We start from the raw sequence: 18,665 nt of genomic DNA, 5'->3' as shown, positions 1-18,665 counted from the left end.
CCGGGCCGTCGCTGTTGACCCCCCGCCTTCCCTACCGTGGCGACGGCGAGCTCGGGTAGTTCGTGGTTCCCGAAGGGGCCGGGTCAGCAGCAAGGTAGGGCCACACCATGGATTAGCCGGTGGGCGGAGCACAGGGGATGACGACGGGCTGAAGGGCCCCTGGAGCTCGGCGAGGCGGGTGGTGATATTCCCCGTAAAGCGAGGGCGCATGACGGACCTGTCATCGCCGGTGAGAAGCACGTGGCAACGTGCGGTGACGCGGCCGCCTGGCCGCAGCGCCGTTCGGGTCAGTATCCGGGACCCGGGCTGTGAGGCATGTCGGTGGTGCGCCGGAGGGCTTGGGGCCTGTGACGCGGGCTGTGCGGGCGGTGCGGTGACGCGCGCCCGGCCGCAGCGCCGTTCGGCTCTCCGGGCCCTAGTGATGCGGGGGGCTCTGGAGGGTCCGGGGCCCTGGCGGTGCGGGTTGTGAGGGATGTGGGCGGTCGCAGGGGGTGCGGGGCTTGGCGGTGCGGGTTGTGAGGGATGTCGGTAGTGCGCTGGAGTGCTCGGGGCCTAGTGACGCCGGCTGTGTGGGTGGTGCGGTGATGCGACCGCCTGGCCGCTGCGCCGTTCGGGCCTCCGGGCCTAGCGATGCGGGCGGGCTCTGGAGGGCCCGCGCTCTGGCGGTGCGGGTGAGGTGCGAGGCTTGGCGGTGCTGGCTGTGAGGCAAGGGGTGCGGGGCTTGGCGGTGCGGGTTGTGAGGGATGTGGGCGGTCGCAGGGGGTGCGGGGCCTGGTGGTGCGGGTTGTGAGGGATGTGGGCGGTCGCAGGGGGTGCGGGGCCTGGTGGTGCGGGTTGTGAGGGATGTGGGTGGCCGCTGGAGGTGCGGGGCTTGGCGGTGCGGGTTGTGAGGGATGTGGGCGGTCGCAGGGGGTGCGGGGCTTGGCGGTGTGGGCTGTGAGGGATGGTCGGGCTGTTCGCCAAGGGGGGCCTGGGGGCCTCCGGTGTGTCGTGGGTTGGTTGACGTGTGGGGCGGGTGTTGGATCGCCTGGGGGTGTGGTGATGGGGCTGGTGAGGTGGGGTGGGGGTTCAGGGTGAGGTAAGGGATCGTTCCGGTGTGCGGCATTGATGGGTTGTGGGCCGCATGGAGCCGGCCGATAGTGGAGAGGGGAAAAGGGACGAGGACGCCCTTAACCCTGGGAGCCCATATGGTTCTGCTCGGTCGTCCCTTGCCGGAGGTGCCGCCGGTGCGGCGGGGTCGGGGTTCGGTGGTCGTGTCCTGGATGACCTCGACCGACCACAAGGTGATCGGCTATCTGTATCTGATCACGTCGTTCGGCTTCTTCCTGCTGGGCGGGGTCATGGCGTTGGTGATCCGCGCGGAGCTGGCCGAGACGGGGCTGCAGGTCGTCAGCAACGAGCAGTACAACCAGATGTTCACCATTCACGGCACGGTGATGCTGCTGTTGTTCGCGACGCCGCTGTTCATTGGGTTCGGGAACGTCATCATGCCGTTGCAGATCGGGGCGCCGGACGTGGCGTTCCCGCGGATGAACATGTTGAGTTACTGGCTCTTCCTGTTCGGCGGCCTGATCGTGATGTTCTCGTTCGTGGCGCCGGGCGGGGCGGCCAGTTACGGGTGGACGGCGTACTCGCCGCTGACCGCGGATACCTACTCGCCGGAGATCGGCGGGGACATGTGGATCATGGGGCTGGCGCTGTCGGGGTTCGGGACGATCCTGGGCGGCGTCAACTTCATCACCACCATCACGGTGATGCGGGCTCCGGGGATGACGATGTTCCGGATGCCGATCTTCACGTGGAACATCCTGTTGACCTCGATCCTGGTGCTGCTGGCCTTTCCGGTGTTGGCGGCGGCGCTGCTGGTGCTGATGGCCGACCGCAAGTTCGGGGCGCTGGTGTTCGAGCCGGCGACCGGGGGTGCGATGTTGTGGCAGCACCTGTTCTGGTTCTTCGGCCATCCCGAGGTGTACATCATCGCGTTGCCGTTCTTCGGGATCATCACCGAGGTGATCCCGGTGTTCTCCCGCAAGCCGCTCTTCGGCTATATCGGGATGGTGGGGGCGACCATCGCGATCGCCGGGCTGTCGATGACGGTGTGGGCGCACCACATGTTCACCACCGGGCAGGTCCTGCTGCCGTTCTTCTCGTTCATGACGTTCCTGATCGCGGTGCCGACCGGGGTGAAGTTCTTCAACTGGGTGGGCACGATGTGGCGCGGCAACCTCAGCTTCGAGTCGCCGATGCTGTGGTCGGTCGGGTTCCTGGTGACGTTCCTGTTCGGCGGGCTGACGGGGATCATCCTGTCCTCGCCGCCGCTGGACTTCCAGGTGCAGGACTCGTATTTCGTGGTGGCGCACTTCCACTATGTGGTGTTCGGCACCGTGGTGTTCGCGATGTTCGCCGGCTTCTATTTCTGGTGGCCGAAGTTCACCGGGAAGATGCTGAACGACCGGTTGGGGAAATGGCACTTCTGGGCCTTGTTCATCGGCTTCCACACCACGTTCCTGGTGCAGCACTGGCTGGGCGCGGAGGGCATGCCGCGACGGTACGCCGACTACGCGGAGGAGTTCCTGGCCCTCAACCGGGTCTCGTCCGCGGGCGCGTTCCTGCTGGGCGTCTCGACGCTGTTCTTCTTCTACAACGTGTACCGGACGGCGCGGCACGGCACGCGGGTGGAGGTGGACGACCCGTGGGGCTACGGGAACTCGCTGGAGTGGGCGACGTCCTGCCCGCCCCCGCGCCACAACTTCGTGGCGATTCCACGGATCCGCTCCGAGCGCCCGGCGTTCGACCTGCACTACCCGCACCTCACCGAGCAGAGGAGCGTCGACGTCGCGCCGGAGGCGGGCGCGACGCTGGAGGCACCGCCGGGCGAGGGGGAACGGGGATCGCGCGAGTGACCGCCCGTCCGCCCTCGTTCGAGGGCGGTCGTTGGCGGAGACCGTGGCGCAGCCCGCAGCGGTCTCCGGCGTCGCACTCGCAGTGGGCGCGACGCCGGAGGGGGCGTGTGGTCGGGGAGCGGCCGTTCGCCCCGTCTTGGTTTCAGGGCCCTTGCCGGGACCGTGGGGCGGTTCGCGGTGAAGGTTCGTGTCAGCCGTGGCGTTGGTCGCGGCGGTGCCGCCAGACGCCGATGGCGGCCATGCGGACGGCGGCGGCCGGGTTGAGGCGCGCGCCGCGCCAGGCGGCGCGGCCGAGGGCCGGGGCGACGATGAGGGCCTTGTTGCGGCGGATGCCGAGCATGATGTCGTCGGCGAGTCGTTCGGCGGAGTAGAAGCCCCCCGCCTGCTTGCGGATGGCCTCGCGGCTGTCGCCGCTGAGGGTGGTGTGGGGCAGATCCTTGTTGACGTTGGCCAGCAGCGGGGTGTCGACGAAGCCGGGGCAGACGACGCTGACCTTGACGCCCTTGGCGGCGGCCTCGGCGCGAAGGCCCAAGGAGAGGCCGACGACCGCGTGCTTGGTCGCCGTGTACGGGATGCCCATGGGCATCGGGACGAGGCCGGCGAGCGAGGCGGTGTTGACGATGTGTCCTGAGCGTTGTTCCAGCATCAGGGGGTAGGCGGCGTGGACGCCGTGGACGACGCCCATGAGGTTGATGTCGACGGCGCGATGCCAGTGGTCGAGGGTGAGTTCCTCGGCCAGTCCGCCGATGGAGATGCCCGCGTTGTTGAACACCAGATCGAGTCGTCCGTGGTCATTGTGGACGTCCTGGTACAGGCGGGTGACGGCGGCGGCGTCGGTGACGTCCAGTGGTGCGGCGTGCGCCTTGCCCCTGCCGAGGGTGTTGAGGCGGTCGGCGACGGCCTCGGCGCCGGCGGTGTCGATGTCGGAGACGATGACGGTGTCGCCGCGGGCCACGAGGGACGTGGCGATCGCGCGGCCGATGCCGGACGCTCCGCCGGTCACGATCGCGATCTTCATGGTGGGGCTCCGCTCAGGCTCGACGGGTCGGACGGTGGACCACCGGCGAGGAATCGGCCGGTGGGGGACAAAGGTGTTCACGTCGGGAGTGGGCCGGGGCCGTGACGGCGCGGAACACGGCCCCGCCCAGGGCTTCGAACGGTCAGTGGTCCCGGGACCGGGCGAGGGTCACAGGTCCGCGCCGACGGGATCTCGGACGGTGGCCAGTTCGAAGTCCGACCGGCGCAGGCGGCGGGTCCGCAGCCAGTAGTTGACCGTGGAGGCCGGCCAGGCGGCGCGGTTCTTGCCGTTGCGGTCCAGATACCAACTGGTGCAGCCGCCGGCCACCCAGACGGCGCCCTCGGACTTGCGCTGCACCCAGGCGTTGAAGCGGTCCTGGACGGTGGGGCGGACGGAGATGCGGGTGGCGTCGCCGGCGGCGAGCAGTCGCAGGCACTGCATGACGTACCGGACCTGGGCCTCGATGATGAAGATCATCGAGTTGTGGCCGAGTCCGGAGTTGGGCCCCAGCAGCAGGAACAGGTTGGGGAAGCCGGCCACGGAGACACCCAGGTGGGCCTGGATGCCGTCCTTCCACGCGTCCTGGATCTTGACGCCGTGGCGGCCGACGATGTGCGCGTTCTCGAAGGCGTCGGTCACGTGGAAGCCGGTGCCGAAGATGATCGCGTCGACCTCGATCTCGGTGCCGTCGCCGCGGACGATCGAGTTCTCGCGGATCTCCTTGACACCGTCGGTGACGAGGTCGACGTTGGGCCGGGTGAGCGCCGGGTAGTAGTCGCTGGACACCAGCGTCCGCTTGCAGCCCATCGTGTAGTCGGGGGTCAGCTTGCGGCGCAGCGCCGGGTCCTTGACCTGGCGGTGCAGGTGCCACTGGGCCAGGCCGCTCGCGGCCTTGAGCAGCCGGGGGTTCTTGAACCCGAGGACGAAGCTCTCCTGCATCAGGTAGATGCCGTTCCGGTACGCCCGCTGGACGCCCGGAACGTTCCGGAACAGGTTCTTCTCGACCTCGGTGACGCGGCGGTCGGGCTTGGGGATGATCCACGGCGGGGTGCGCTGGAACAGCGTCAGCGACGCGACCCGCTCGGCGATCCGAGGGACGAACTGGATCGCCGACGCGCCCGTCCCGATGACGGCGACGCGCTTGCCGGTGAGGTCGTAGTCGTGGTCCCACTCGGCGGAGTGGAACGTCCGGCCCGCGAACGTCTCCATGCCGGGGAGGTCGGGGATGCTGGGGCGATGGAGCGGTCCCATCGCCGACACCAGCACCCGTGCCCCGATCATCTCGCCGGTGGCGGTGGCGATCTGCCAGGAGTCCGTCGCGTCGTCGTACTCGGTGCCGGTGACCTCGACGTTGAAGCGGATGTGGCGGCGCAGGCCGTACTTGTCGACGACACCCTTGATGTAGTCGAGCAGCTCCTCCTGGCGGGGGAACATCCGCGACCAGTCGGCCTTGGGCTCGAACGAGTACGAGTAGAGCAGCGACATGATGTCGCAGGCGCACCCGGGGTAGGTGTTCTCCCGCCAGGTGCCGCCGACCTCGTCGGCCTTCTCCAGGATGACGAAGTCGTGCATCCCGGCCCGCTTCAGGGCGATCGCCATGCCGAGGCCGGAGAACCCGGTCCCGATGATGACGACCTGCTCGCGCTCGCGGGCGGGACGCGCTCCGGTGGTGTCGGTGTTCGTCACGGGGCTTACCTCACGCCGCCTTGGCCGCGCGGCCGGCGACGGAACGGGTGCGGGGCTTGTCCCAGATGCCCAGGGCGGCCCACACCTGCTTGTTGACGGGGGTGATGAGGTCCAGCTCGGCCATCAGGTCGCGGATCTTGCCCACGCAGTCGCGCAACTGCTGCTTGAACTCGGGGCTGCCGTACGCCTCCTTGACGACCTCCCTCGGGATGTCGAAGTGGCGGACCATCGGTCCGGGCGGGCAGAGCATGATGCGGGCCATGACACCCAGGACCACGGGGGCCAGCAGCCCGAGCATCCGCTTCTCGGCCTTGGACAGGTTGGGCACCCGGTGCTTGAGGTAGTGCCGGGCGAACGAGATGTGCCGGGCCTCCTCGGCGATGTGGATCTTCATGATGGTCTCTTCGAGCGGGTGCTTGATGTGCCCGCCCTTGAGGGACTTGCGCTGCACGAAGTCGATGGGGTCCTCGCCGCCGAGCACGAACACGAAGAACAGCTCGGTGCTGATCAGCGGGATCCACGGCGCGACCTGGGCCAGGGTGGTCAGCGACTTCGGCATGCCCCGGATCGGCATCTTCGTCCGGTTGACGAACTCCTGGAACATCATGCCGTGGTTACACTCTTCGGTCGTCTCGTGGTAGACGTACCGGAACTCGGGGCGGCCGTTGGGCAGCCAGTAGGCGTAGTTCAGCAGGCCGCGCTTCAGCAGGTTCTCGAACTGCAGGCCCACCTTCATGGCGGTGGCGACGCGCCACAGGCCGATCTGCGACTGCACCTCGGCGGGCTGCGCCTTGTACCACTCCGTCTGGGCCAGCGGGTCCAGCGCAGGGGACATCACCCAACGGGGATCGTCGGGGTCCACCTGGAACTCGGGGTCCTCCCAGGGGATGTCGGCGTACGCCTCCCAGTGCTTGTCCACGGAGGCCTTGTTCAGTCGGTCGATGACACCGAGGTACGACGTGCGGTCCTTGACCTGTTCCCTGACCTCTTCAGCCAACTGGGCGGGGGGTTTGGTCATGACGAGGCTCCTTCTCTTCGGAGATCAGCAACTGGGCGAGGAGTTTGACCTGTGACATCACGGCGGCCTGGTGGCCGTGGACGTCGTCGTCGAGGGAGTTCTGGATGGACAGACCGACCAGCAGGGCGAACAGCGACCGGATGGTGGTGTCGACCAGCTCGGGCGGCAGGGTCTCGGGGAACAGCTCGTGGAAGACCTCTTTGATGATCACCACGACGCGCTCGTTGAGGTCGGCGCTGAGCCCGCGCAGGGTGTCGTCGGTGCGGCCGGCGAGCGCCAGCTCCAGCAGCGCCATCGCGGGGGGTTGGCGCAGCATCTCCCAGAAGAGGTCGAGTGCGCCGTCCACGTCGCGCCACTCGTCCGGCAGCGCGGCGAACGCCTCCTCGTACTCGCGGCGCAGCCGTCCGAGCAGGTGCTCGAGGGCGGCGGCGACCAGCGCCATCTTGGTGGGGTAGTGGTGCTGCTGCGCGCCGCGCGACACCCCGGCGCGGCGGGACACCTCGGTCGTGGACAGTCCGGCCCACCCGAGGTCGGCGAGCGCCTCGGCGGTGGCGTCCAGGATGCGCGCCTGGGTGGCGTTCCGACGCTCCTCCTGGGTGCGGCGGCTCCCGTGCCTGCGGTGATGCCTGCGACGTCCGTTGACTGACACGTCTCGAAGGTAAGCCGAAGCAAACAAGCAAGCAAGCCTGCTTGTATGTATCGCGGGTCACAAAACCGACACATGGCCGTTCCGTGACACCCGGGGAACGCTCCGTCGCCCTACGTCCCGCGTCGTACGCGGCGGTCCCGCCATGCGCCGACGGGAGCAGCCGCGGTGCCTCTCCCCGCCCGATGACCGAGGGCACGTCCTCCCGCGAGGCTCCTGGGGTCGCGAGAACGACGGCCCACCGGAAGGGGCGGGCCGCACCGGGAGGGCGGAAGCCGATGAACGGAACGAAGGAGAGGACCGGCGGGGCACGCACCGTCGGCCTCAGCAAGGTGTACGGAACGGGCGACACGGCCGTGCGCGCCCTGGACGACGTCGATCTGGAGTTGGTCGCCGGGCGCTTCACCGCCATCATGGGGCCGTCCGGCGCGGGCAAGTCGACGCTGATGCACTGCGTCGCCGGGCTGGACAAGCCCACCGCCGGGCGGGTGTTCGTCGGGGACGTGGAGATCGGCACGCTGTCGGACAAGCGGTTGACCCGGCTGCGGCGGGAGCGGATCGGCTTCGTGTTCCAGGCGTTCAACCTGATCCCGACGCTCACCGCGCTGGAGAACATCACCCTGCCGGCCACCCTGGCGGGCACCCGGGTCGACGCCGCCTGGCTCGACACCGTGGTCGCGGCGGTGGGGCTGCGGGAGCGCCTCGGGCACCGGCCGTCCGAGCTGTCCGGCGGTCAGCAGCAGCGGGTGGCGGTGGCGCGGGCGCTGGCGTCCCGCCCGCAGGTCATCTTCGCCGACGAGCCCACCGGGAACCTCGACTCGCGATCGGGCGAGGAGGTCCTGATGTTCCTGCGCACCGCCGTCGACGAGCTGGGGCAGACGGTGGCGATGGTGACGCACGACCCCGTGGCCGCAGCCTACGCCGACGAGGTGGTCTTCCTGGCCGACGGACGGATCGTGGACGTCATGGCGGCCCCCACCGCCGCCGGCGTGCTCGACCGGATGAAGAACCTGGAGGGCACGTCGTGATCCGGCTCGCACTGAGGGAGATGGGGGCGCGCAAGCGCAGGCTGATCGGGTCGCTGACGTCGGTGTTCCTCGGGGTGTCGTTCCTCGCCGGGACGCTGGTGCTGGCGGACACGCTGCAGTCGGGCATCAACGGGTTCTTCACCGACGCGTACGCGGGCACCGACGTGAGCGTGCGCAGCTCCACCCGCGTCTCGACCCTGCCGGGCCGGCCGCGCGGCATGATCGACGGCTCGGTGGTGGAACGCGTCCGGCGGGTGCCGGGGGTGGCCGCCGCCGAGCCGATGATCCAGGGCAACGGGCAGATCCTCCGAGCGGACGGCCGGCCGATGGACAGCGACGGCCCGCGCAACGCCGGCAACTGGGTCGCCGACACCGAGCTGAACCCGTACCGGATCGTGGCCGGCCGCGCCCCCCGCACCGTGGACGAGGTCGTGATCAACAAGGCCGCCGCCGACGACGCCGCGCTGAAGGTCGGCGACCGCACCGTCGTGCTCACCCCGTCCCGCGTGCCGGTGACGATCGTCGGCATCAGCAGGTTCGGCGAGGAGGACGCCCTCGGCGGATCGACGTTCGCCGCGTTCACGTTGGAAGGGGCGCGGCGGCACATCGCGCAGGGGCAGGACCGGGTGACCGGGGTCGCCGTGCGGGCCGCGTCCGGCGTGGACGACGACGATCTGCTGACGCGGGTGCGCTCCGTGCTGCCCGCGGGCACCGAGGCGCTGACCGGCACGGCGCTCGCCGAGGAGAGCATGAACGAGGTGAACGAGCAGTTCATCGGCGTCTTCCGGATGGCGATGCTCGCGTTCGCCGGCGTCGCGCTGCTGGTGGCGGCGTTCAGCATCCACAACACGTTCTCGATCCAGATGGCGCAGCGGACCCGCGAGTCGGCGCTGCTGCGGGCGCTCGGCGCCGGACGCGGGCAGGTCCTGGCGCTGGTGGCGATCGAGGCGCTGGCGGTCGGCGTGGCCGCGACCGTCGCCGGACTGGCGGGCGGCTACGGCGTCGCCGTGCTGCTCAAGGAGCTGTTCGCCGCCGCCGGGATGGGCTTCCCCGTGGAGGGTGTGGTGTTCAAGGTCGGCACGGTGTTGATCGCCGCGCCGGTGGGTGTCATCGTCACGGCGCTGGCGGTCGTCGTGCCGGTCCTCAAGGCGTCCCGCGTGGCTCCGCTGGCGGCGTTGCGCGAGTCGGCGGCGGAACGGCCGAACCGGCGCTCCTCGGAGTCGCGGGCGCTGATCGGGGTCTCCCTCGGTCTGGTCGGAGGCGGAGCGGTCGTCTGGGGCGGCCTCGCCGGGGCCATGCCGATCACCGCGGCGGGCGCGCTGACCTGCACGGTCGTCATGGTGCTGCTGGCCCCCATCGCCGCGGGCCCGGTCTCCTCGCTGCTCGGCCGTCCCGCGACGCGACTGCGCGGCGTCGGCGGCGGTCTGGCCCGACGCAACGCCATGCGCAATCCGCGCCGGACCGCGGGCGCCGCGACCGCCCTGATGATCGGGATCGGGGTCGTCACCCTGCTCACCGTGTTCGCGGGCTCGATGCGGGCGTCCCTGGAGGACGAGGTCGCCGGCTCGTTCCGGGGCGAACTGGTCGTCAACAGCGGCAACGACCTCGTCGGCGGACTCGACCCCGCCCTGGCGGAGCGGGTCGCGGCGCTGCCGCAGGTCGCCTCGGCCGCCGGGCTCGGACGCGGCGACGTGGTCCTCGACGGGAAGGAGCAGGACGTCACGGTCGCCGACCCCGCGCGTCTCGGGCGGGTGCTGCGCCTGGACGTGGAGGAGGGCCGGCTCGGCGGGTTCGCGATCTCCCGGGACGCCGCCGACGACCACGGCTGGAAGGTCGGGACGGCGGTGCCCGTCACGTTCGCCGACGGGGCCCGCACGACGCAGACGGTCACCGCGATCTACGGCTCACCGGGACCGGCGGGCGACTACCTCCTGCCCCGGAGCGTGTGGAGCGCCCACGAACGGCAGGCCCTGGACATGATGACCTTGGTGGACCTGAGGGACGGGGCCTCCATGGCCACCGCCAAGACGGCGATCGGCGAGGTCGTCCGGCCCTACGGCGCGCCCGAGGTGCAGGACCGGGCCGAGTTCGTGGCCGCGCAGACCGAGAACATGAACGCCTTCCTGACCGTCGTCTACGTGATGCTGGCGCTGGCGATCCTCATCGCCCTGCTGGGCATCGCCAACACGCTGGCCCAGTCCATCCACGAACGCACCCGTGAGCTGGGACTGCTGCGGGCGGTCGGCGCCACCCGGGGCCAGATCCGTTCGATGGTGCGTTGGGAGTCGGTGATCGTGGCGCTGTTCGGCACCGCCGGCGGGGTCGCCCTGGGGCTGTTCCTCGGCTGGGGTCTGGCGGGCGCCGCCCTCGACTCGTTCGCCGCCCCGCCCGTCCAACTCGCGGTGATCGCGCTGGTCGGCGGGCTCACGGGAGTACTGGCGGCGATCCGCCCGGCCCGCCGGGCCGCCCGCCTCGACGCGCTCACGGCCATCGCCGCACCGTGAGCAGGCGCGGCCCGACGAGGTCGTGGACCCCGCAGGCGGCCGTTGCGACGCGCTGAGAGAGCGCACCGCGCTCATGTGAGAGAAACGCCGGTGCCCCGGGAGCGTGCTCCCGGGGCACCGGCGTGGTGTCCGTCCTACTCGGCGGGCTCCGGCGGCAGGGTGCGCAGCCGGGACTCGGTCGGCAGCTTGCCGCCCAGCTTGCGGCGGACGTCACGGCCGAGGGTGAGGCTGCGCAGGAGGCCCGGCGCGGCCGGCCGGGTGCGCCGCGAGTACAGCAGCGACGTCATCAGCAGGCCGATCGAGGCCAGCAGCGCCGACAGCCAGCCCGCGTGGACGGCGGCGACCTCGCCGAGCGGACCCGGCCAGTCGCCGTCCTCGTCGTTGGCGCCGATCGCGGCGACCGGGGTCATCTGCATCAGGCCCGGGGCGATCTGCGGCGAGGCGACCGGCGGCAGCACCGCCTGCGGCACCCCGCCGGGGTTCAGCGGGTCGGACCCGCCCGGGAACAGCCCCGGCGGGAGCGCGCCGTTGTAGCCGCCGCCACCGCCGTCACCGGACGAGGAGGCCACGCCGAGCAGGGCCCACTTGGTCTGCGGGGTGCTCCGCGCGGCGGTGACCGTCGCGTAGACGGTGATGGAGCTGCCCGCCGAGGCGCTGCTCGGCACCGTCACGGTCGCCGAGATGCTCTGACCCGAGGACGTCACGGTGCCGAGGTTGCAGGGGACGCTGACCGTGCACCGGTTCACCGTGAACCCGGAGCCGGAGAACACCACCCGCACGCCGGTGGCGGGGACCGCGCCGGACGCCACGTTGGCCGTGACGGTCGTCGAGCCTCCGGGCGACACGACCGGATCGGACAGCGCCATCGTCACCGCGACCGTCGTGCCCTTCGGCGGAAGGCCGGGCTTGGCCGGGTTCGACGGCTTGGGGCCGGGCTTGCCGGGCCCGTCCGGGTTCTCCGGCGGGGTGGTCGGCTTGGGGCCCGGCGTCGTCGGCTTCGGCCCGGGAGTCGTGGGCTTGGGACCCGGCGTGGTCGGCTTCGGCCCGGGGGTGGTCGGCTCGGGGCCCGGCGTCGTCGGCTCGGGAGCCGGGGTGGTGGGCTCGGGGTCCGGCGGAGGTGTGGTGGGGTCCGGCGACGCCGGGGTCGCCGACTCCTCGGTGGTCGGGCTGGGAGTGGCCGCCGGGTCGTCGGCGAGGGCGATGGCCGGGGCCACCACGCACGCACCGATGATCACCACAGCGCCGAAGCCGAGCGCGACCGGCTTTCCCGATCCCGATCGTCGGTACGCCGCCACCTGCTCACCACCTTCTCATCGACCGGAAAGACTCCCGTTCCGGGCACATCATCCGGAAATCGGAGCACGGAGTCCATCATGGGGCAAGCGCGACACGAATTGTTATGGCTATCCGCGCACCTCACCGGGTGGCGGGGGTGGCGGTTTGTCAGCCGTCACACATTCCGCCGCGGCGGCCCGCCTCCCCTCCGGTCCTCGCCCGCCTGCTCGCGCAGCCACAGCGCGCGCAGCACCACCTCGATGGCGAACCGGGAGTCGGGGTCGCCGAGCTGGTCGCCGAGGGTCAGCTCCAGCTTCCGGATGCGGTAGCGGACGGTCTGCGGATGGATGTGCAGCAGGTCGGCGATCTGCGCGGCGGTGCCCCGGGTGGCCAGCCAGGTGCGCAGCGTCTCGGTCAGCCGCTCGCGCTGGTTGGCCGTCAGATCGTTCATCGCGCTCAGCCGCCGGCGCGCGAGCTGGTCCAGCAGCGCCTGGTCGGCCATCAGCCACAGGGTCAGCAGATGGTCCTGGCACTGCGTGACGCGGCCGTCGCGGATCACGCCGGCCGTCACCAGGTCGAGGGCCTGCCGCGCCCAGCGCAGCGAGTCGGCGGCGTGCGCGGGCTGCACCGTGAGGCCCACCGCGATCCGCGACTCGGGGAAGGCGGCCTCCAGCATCGTGCGCCGGCCGGCGTCCAGCGCGCCGGGCATCATCGCGTGCGGCCGGTCGTCGGACAGGTCGAGGAGGATGTCGTCGTCGACGATGGTCCGCACCGCCCGACCGCCGGGCTGAACGGCGATCATGGTCAGCTCGTCCGGTACGTTCCACTCCGCGAAGTGCGCCAGTTCGGCGATCGCGGCGTCCGGCACCTGCGGGCGGGCCAGCATGAGCCGCAACAGCCGCCGGCGCCGTTCCTCCAGCGCCCCGGCGGGCCGCGCCTTGGCCTCCAGATAGCCCTCCAGCGACAGCGAGGACAGTTCGTCGATGTAGTTGAACAAGGCGTCGGCGAGCTTGGAGATGTTCTGGGCCGACACGTTGTAGCGCCCGCCGAGCCGCATGACCCGGCGCCAGGCGACCTGCGCGCCGATCCGGTACGCCGCCTGGAGGCTGTCCAGACTGCGTCCCTCCTGCGCCTCGAACTGGCCGAGCCGGCGGCACAGATCGTCGCGGCGCTCGTTCTCCGCGGTGGATCCGGCGATCTGGTCGATGAACGAGCTCAGCGCCCGCTCCACGCCCAGCCGCAGCGTCTGCCCGTAGGGGCCCTCGATGGGGCGGGCGTACTCGGGGATGGCCCGCCGGATCTGGGCGATGATCTCGTTGGTCAGGCTGGGGAGCTCGGGCCGCATGAGCCGTGCGAGATGCGGGGGCAGCGAGAACGGCTCCTCCAAGGTCTCCGGGGTGAGACCCTCCGTCATCGGCTCTTTACCTCCGTCGTCGCCCCACGCGCGGCCCTTCCTCGGGCGAGGAGTACGCGGGCGGGGCAGCCCGTGGGTGGGGCCACGACGGTCGGCGCTCGATGGTGGGATCGCCTCCCGGGCAGGGCCCGGGGAGTGATCCAGGACACACGAACGTTAAACCACCGTCGGATCGCACATGGCAAAGAAACGGTAAAGTCGCGAAATTTGCTCACATCCTTACAAAGCGGTCGTGACGGGCTCACTGGTCACGGGCGCGGGTGCTATAAGGACGCGGCGGAACGCCGAATCGGTCCCCCTTTTCGCGCCCTGTCAGCACCCGATGGCCGGTGCGTCAGGCCGCCCCGCGGCCCGCGCCGCGGGGCGGCCGATGCGCAGGTCAGGAGGCGCGGAACGTCATCGCCGGGCGCGTCTCGCCCGCCCGGCACGACCGTTCCCGCAACCGCATGGCGCGCAGCACGACCTCCAGCGCGAACCGGGTGTCCGGATCGTCCAGGCGATCGCCCATGATGTCCTTGATCCGGCGGATCCGGTACCGCACCGTCTGCGGATGGACGTGCAACCGGTCGGCGATCTCGGCGGCCGTTCCCCGGCTCTCCAGCCACGTCCCGAGCGTCTCGATCAGCCGGTGGCCCGACGCCAGCCCGGCCTCGTCGATCAGCCGTTCCGCCAGCTCGTCCACCAGGGCCGTGTCGGTCAGCAGCCACAGCGACAGCAGATGGTCCTCGCACATCGTCAGCCGGCCGTCGCCGATGATCCCCGCCTCGGTCAGGGACAGCGCCTGGCGCGCCCACCGCAGCGAGTCCGCCGCCTCCTCCAGGGGAACGGTCAGCCCGACCGCCGCCGGACGCTGCGCGCTCGCCCGCTCCAGCATGGCCCGCCGCGCCGAGGTCAGCGGCCCGGGGACCAGCAGGTGCGGCTGCGCCCCGGTGAGGTCGACGAGCAGGTCGCCGTCCAGCGCGGGCCGGATCTCCTGGACGTCGCCCCACAGCGCCACCAGCGTCACCTCCTCGGGCACCGTCCACCGCGCCGCCTCGGCCAGCTCGGCGATCGCCGCGCGGGGCACGGCCGGCCGCTCCAGGACGAGGTGCAGCAGCCGCCGCCGCCTCTCCTCGACCTCTCCCTCGAAGCGGGCCATCGCGTCCAGGAAGCCGCGGCGGGACAGCGCCGACAGCGTGTCCATGTAGGTGAACACGGCGTCGGCCAGCAGCAGCATCACCGGCGCCGTCAACTGATGGCGCTTGGCCACCTGCATCACCCGCCGCCAGGCCACCTGCGTCCCGATGCGGTACGCGGCCAGCAGGCTGTCCAGGCTCCGGCCCTCGTACGCCTCGAACTGGCCGAGCCCGTCGCACAGCTTCTCCAGCCGCTCCGTGGCCGAGCCCGGGGCGGCGATCTCCTCGACGAACGCGCCCAGCAGGTCATGGATGGCGCCCGGCATGTCCCGGCCCTCTCCCGGGTGGGCGTACTCCGGGAGGCTGCGGCGGATCTCGGTCTCGATGGCCCGGGCCACGCCGTTCACCTCGGGGTGGAGCAGCTCGGCCAGCCGGGGGGCAGGTCCACGGGTGGCGCCGCCAGACCGCTCGATGCCTTCCGATACGTCATCGTCGGATCCTCCTCGACCCTCGCCGCCCGCCCTGGAGGCCCCGCCCCCGGAACGCGGGCCGGCCCGTCGGCCGGCCACCGGGGGCCCAGGGGCACGAGCCGGAGGGTCTTCATGGGGGTGGTGGTTCGTGACCCAGGACACATTAAAGGTAATTTAAAAAGCGGCTGCGCGCACTGATCGACGGAAATGTTGCCCTGTGAACAGGCTTGTTCACCATGAGCCGCAACTTTCACTCCGATGGCGCGGTCGAAGGGCCGATCCGGCGGTTCGCACAGCGGAAATGCTCATCGGGTGAGCAAGAGTATGGACGGCCGCTCTCGAGGCGACAAGGGATTCGGCCGTACGGCGACGACCGAAAAGTTCGATTCGGACTACCGATATGAGGTCGGTATCGCTTCGATGCGCAAAGATTATTCGGTGTCGTCCGTGGTCGGTCCGTCTTGGACCGGTACGGGCGGCGCGGCGGTGAGCGACGATGCCGAGGTGGTCCGGATGGTTGCCCGCGGCGGCGGACTCGTGCGAGGGCCCGGATTGTCGGGGAACGTCGCCGAGGCCCCTGTCTGCGGCCGACGCCTCCGCCACTCGGGGACGGTCGGCCGGGCGGTGCGTCCCGCCGATTGTCCGGACGTCGGGTGTCGCTTCCGGGAGCGGTGACTCAGCGTCACAATCGGGATCAAAGTCGGCCGGGTTCTGATCACCGCGCAATCAATGGGCGATGATTCTTGTCTCTCGATGACAGATTTCCGCCACGGTCCGAAGTCGCCGTGCCCGAAGGCTTGCCCGGGTGATAACGGACGCTTAACGTACTCGAACGTGGGACGCGGGGGCATGAAATGCCCGCCGCCCCACGAGCGTATCCGAAGGGCGGGTCCGGAGCTCCGGAGCCGCCCTCCCGGGCCTTGTGTTCGGAGGGCCGACCTTTGGCGGGACGAATGAGAACGGCGTAGGACCTCGACTCCGGTCTGGAACGCTGTAATGCCTTCCGCGCCGCCCGCGCCCGTTGCGGCGGGAAGCGCGGTGAGACGAGGGAGCGGCTCATGCGGGGTCTCGGCGGCGACGCGACGACGATCGGGTGCGCGATTTCCCTTTCGGTGTCGCCGACCCGCGAGGGGCGTGCATCGAGGGTTGCTTCCTTGGGAGAAGGGGCTTCGGGGAGGAGCTGAGGCCGCCGTGGGGCGCCCGGCGTCGGACGGGTCCATCTCCACGATCTTCGGCGCGGTGGTGCTTTCCGTGCCCGCCGCCGGCCTCTGGCCGGGTCGTGAGGGATCGCCGGACAGTGACCTTCTTCGTGGGAAACCGTCGGTCGGCCATTCTCCGCCGGCAGGCAGGCGCGGCGATTTCCGCCGCGCCTCCGTGCAATAGCGGGTGTGCGCCGCGCCTTCTGGGAGTCACGTCGTCGCCCTGCGTCGGCCCACCGATCGACGGGGCTCGGAGAAGGGCGTTCACCAGGCTGAACGGCCGTGCGCGCCGGCCGCCGGCGAGGGGGCATTCCATCGAACCGCATTCGGTGTGATCATGGGTCGGCCGCCGGTTCCGGGGCCCGCCGTTCTGATCACGAAAAGACAAACTCACCCGGTCTCTTCTCACCTGATGACAACTTATCCGGGGAGTCGAACGTTTTCCCGGACAGGGTCTTGTGAGACGCGAAACCCGCCCTTAACGTACCGGGTAGTAGCCCCCCAGGGGGAGTTACTCACAGACTACTCCAAGCAGCCGATCAATCAACCGCGATGTCACGCACAAAAGTGTTCATCGATGGTGCCGAGACCATTCTCGTCGAGCATGGCGCCCTCCTGGCGCAGACCACGAGGGCATGGACGAAAGGGCCGCCGCTGATCGATTCGTAGGCCATGGGCAATGACCGACTCCCTTCCACCCCGAAGAGACACCCACCACCACCCGAAAGGGAAACGAACATGCGCAGGAAGCTCCTCGCCACGCTGGTCGGCGGCGCCACGGTGGCCGCGACCATCGGCCTGACCGGCTCGCCGGCCCACGCCCTGAGCTGGACCATCACCCCGGTCGGCAACTTCACCGGCGCCAACGTCGCGCCCAACGGCAACGACGGCACCAAGGACCTCATCCTGGTGAACAACCGGAACGGCGCCAAGCTCCGCTGCACCACCTCGGTCGCGCAGGGCAACGTGCCGGCCGCCGCGGACGCCGACGGCATCGACGTCGCGAAGATCACCTCGCTCAGCTTCAGCGGCTGCACGGGCATCGGCATCAGCTTCACCGTCGCCACCGGCGCCACCACCGCCAACCCGTTCTGGCTGAGCGCGACCGAGTCCGTCTACACGCCGCCGCAGGTGGACGGCAAGGTCGACCGGATCTCCGCGACGATCACCGGCCCCGGCTGCACGGCGACCATCGGTGGTCCGCTCAGCCCGGTCAACACCCCGCTGGGCACCGCCAACGGCTACTACGACAACACCGCCAAGCAGCTCGTGCTGACCGGCAGCGGCAACCTGACCATCCGCAGCAACAGCGGGTGCTTCGGTTCCCTGCTGGCGGGCGACTCGGTGTCGTACTTCGGTCGCTACCAGGTGACCCCGGCCGTGACCATCACCAGCCCGTGACGTTCTCGCCGGACGTCAACTGACACGGCCGCGCGGCCGGGGGCCGACCCCCCGGCCGCGCGGCCCGCATTTCCGATGCCGCCATCCCGGCTTCACCATCACGCCGTGACGCGTCGTCCGCCGGTCTCCCCGCGCCGGCCACTCGATGTGTCCGCGGCTCACGTCACCGGCCCCCGGAATCGACCCGGGGCCGGTTGGGCGGCGTGTCCGTGAGGCGCGCCGCGCGACCCTCGAAGGAGGCCGAACCATGCCCGGAAGACTGACGTCCCTCCTGGCCGGCGGTGTGACGGCGGCCGTCGCCGTCGGCCTGACCGGCACTCCGGCGCACGCCCTGACCTGGACCATCACCCCCGCGGGCAACGTCGTGGGCGGCAACGTCGCACCGAACGGATACGACGGGTCGAAGGACGTCGTCCTCGTGAACAAGCGGAACGGCGCCGTCATATGGCGGTGCCCGAACGCGTCCTTCTCCGGGAACGTGCCGACCCCGACGTCCGGATTCGTGCGCATGCCCTCGGTGGTCTTCGGCGGCTGTGCGTTCGGCATCGGCGCCCCGATCAGCATGACCGTGACCGGCTCGGCCACCCCGACCAACCCATGGGTGCTGAGCCCGACCGAGACCGTGTACACACCGCCTCAGATCGACGTCAAGATCGACGCGGTGGGCTTCAACCTGGCCTGCCCGGGCTGCACGGCGACCGTCGGCGGTCCGCTCGTCCCCAACCAGCCGCTCGGCACGATCACGGGTCACTACGACAACACCACCAGGCGGCTCGTGCTCACCGGCGGGGGGAACCTGACCGTCCGTTCCGTCAGCGGCTGCTTCGGCTACCTGCTGGCCGGCGACGGAGTCGCCTTCTACGGCAGTTACCTGCTCAGTCCGGGGCTCACCATCACCAGCCCGTGACGGGAATCCCGGGTCGATTCCTCGGGACGCGACGCGGGATTGTCATCCGGTGCGCGGTGCGCGGGACGGAACCGCGGAATG

At 70.5% G+C, this 18,665-nt stretch carries 12 protein-coding genes; 5 read left to right on the top strand and 7 right to left on the bottom strand.

What is annotated here, in order from left to right:
* Positions 1–1,187 precede the first annotated feature (1,187 nt).
* Positions 1,188–2,903, top strand: coding sequence for an aa3-type cytochrome oxidase subunit I (gene ctaD / locus DFJ69_RS04670; RefSeq protein WP_116021337.1), 1,716 nt, complete (start codon positions 1,188–1,190; stop codon positions 2,901–2,903).
* A 190-nt stretch (positions 2,904–3,093) separates the two neighbouring features.
* On the opposite strand, the gene DFJ69_RS04665 is transcribed toward ctaD, so the two are convergent.
* From DFJ69_RS04665 to DFJ69_RS04650, 4 genes are all read right to left on the bottom strand, one after another.
* Entirely contained in the window at positions 3,094–3,921 is an 828-nt protein-coding gene (locus DFJ69_RS04665; RefSeq protein ID WP_116021336.1) for an SDR family NAD(P)-dependent oxidoreductase, read from the bottom strand.
* Positions 3,922–4,089: 168 nt separating this feature from the next.
* Entirely contained in the window at positions 4,090–5,607 is a 1,518-nt protein-coding gene (locus tag DFJ69_RS04660) for a flavin-containing monooxygenase (protein WP_342769837.1), read from the bottom strand.
* A 10-nt stretch (positions 5,608–5,617) separates the two neighbouring features.
* Entirely contained in the window at positions 5,618–6,625 is a 1,008-nt protein-coding gene (locus DFJ69_RS04655; protein ID WP_116021335.1) for an AurF N-oxygenase family protein, read from the bottom strand.
* Positions 6,597–7,274: a TetR/AcrR family transcriptional regulator gene (locus DFJ69_RS04650; RefSeq protein WP_245974011.1), complete on the bottom strand. Its 678-nt coding sequence runs from the start codon at positions 7,272–7,274 to the stop codon at positions 6,597–6,599. Before DFJ69_RS04650 ends, DFJ69_RS04655 begins: the two co-directional genes overlap by 29 nt.
* Positions 7,275–7,549: 275 nt before the next feature.
* On the opposite strand from DFJ69_RS04650, the gene DFJ69_RS04645 reads away from it, so the two are divergent.
* Complete coding sequence (locus DFJ69_RS04645) at positions 7,550–8,299, top strand: ABC transporter ATP-binding protein (RefSeq protein ID WP_116021333.1); 750 nt, start codon at positions 7,550–7,552, stop codon at positions 8,297–8,299.
* Entirely contained in the window at positions 8,296–10,803 is a 2,508-nt protein-coding gene (locus DFJ69_RS04640; protein WP_116021332.1) for an ABC transporter permease, read from the top strand. Before DFJ69_RS04645 ends, DFJ69_RS04640 begins: the two co-directional genes overlap by 4 nt.
* Before the next feature lie 134 nt (positions 10,804–10,937).
* Here DFJ69_RS04640 and DFJ69_RS34825 read toward each other — a convergent pair whose 3' ends face one another.
* From DFJ69_RS34825 to DFJ69_RS04625, 3 genes are all read right to left on the bottom strand, one after another.
* A complete protein-coding gene (locus DFJ69_RS34825) occupies positions 10,938–12,098 on the bottom strand; it encodes a hypothetical protein (protein ID WP_211328510.1) in 1,161 nt (386 codons plus the stop codon).
* 155 nt (positions 12,099–12,253) lie between these two features.
* Positions 12,254–13,492: a PucR-like N-terminal domain-containing protein gene (locus DFJ69_RS04630; protein WP_116021331.1), complete on the bottom strand. Its 1,239-nt coding sequence runs from the start codon at positions 13,490–13,492 to the stop codon at positions 12,254–12,256.
* 379 nt (positions 13,493–13,871) lie between these two features.
* On the bottom strand, positions 13,872–15,005 hold the full coding sequence (locus tag DFJ69_RS04625; protein WP_245974009.1) for a PucR-like N-terminal domain-containing protein: 1,134 nt from the start codon (positions 15,003–15,005) through the stop codon (positions 13,872–13,874).
* A gap of 2,009 nt (positions 15,006–17,014) precedes the next feature.
* Between DFJ69_RS04625 and DFJ69_RS04620 the strand changes: the two genes are divergently transcribed.
* Complete coding sequence (locus tag DFJ69_RS04620; RefSeq protein WP_116021330.1) at positions 17,015–17,677, top strand: hypothetical protein; 663 nt, start codon at positions 17,015–17,017, stop codon at positions 17,675–17,677.
* Between the two features lie 247 nt (positions 17,678–17,924).
* Positions 17,925–18,584: a hypothetical protein gene (locus tag DFJ69_RS04615; protein WP_116021329.1), complete on the top strand. Its 660-nt coding sequence runs from the start codon at positions 17,925–17,927 to the stop codon at positions 18,582–18,584.
* Positions 18,585–18,665: the final 81 nt, after the last annotated feature.

Origin of the sequence: Thermomonospora umbrina, from assembly GCF_003386555.1 — a bacterium.
Classification (GTDB): domain Bacteria; phylum Actinomycetota; class Actinomycetes; order Streptosporangiales; family Streptosporangiaceae; genus Thermomonospora; species Thermomonospora umbrina.
This window is presented reverse-complemented; position numbering and strand designations above follow the sequence as displayed.

Bases quoted from the DNA above. Each gene is read 5' to 3' on its own strand.
- ctaD (WP_116021337.1), top strand. From the start codon at position 1,188: ATGGTTCTGCTCGGTCGTCCCTTGCCGGAGGTGCCGCCGGTGCGGCGG.
- DFJ69_RS04665 (WP_116021336.1), bottom strand. From the start codon at position 3,921: ATGAAGATCGCGATCGTGACCGGCGGAGCGTCCGGCATCGGCCGCGCG.
- DFJ69_RS04655 (WP_116021335.1), bottom strand. From the start codon at position 6,625: ATGACCAAACCCCCCGCCCAGTTGGCTGAAGAGGTCAGGGAACAGGTC.
- DFJ69_RS04645 (WP_116021333.1), top strand. From the start codon at position 7,550: ATGAACGGAACGAAGGAGAGGACCGGCGGGGCACGCACCGTCGGCCTC.
- DFJ69_RS04630 (WP_116021331.1), bottom strand. From the start codon at position 13,492: ATGACGGAGGGTCTCACCCCGGAGACCTTGGAGGAGCCGTTCTCGCTG.
- DFJ69_RS04620 (WP_116021330.1), top strand. From the start codon at position 17,015: ATGCGCAGGAAGCTCCTCGCCACGCTGGTCGGCGGCGCCACGGTGGCC.
- DFJ69_RS04615 (WP_116021329.1), top strand. From the start codon at position 17,925: ATGCCCGGAAGACTGACGTCCCTCCTGGCCGGCGGTGTGACGGCGGCC.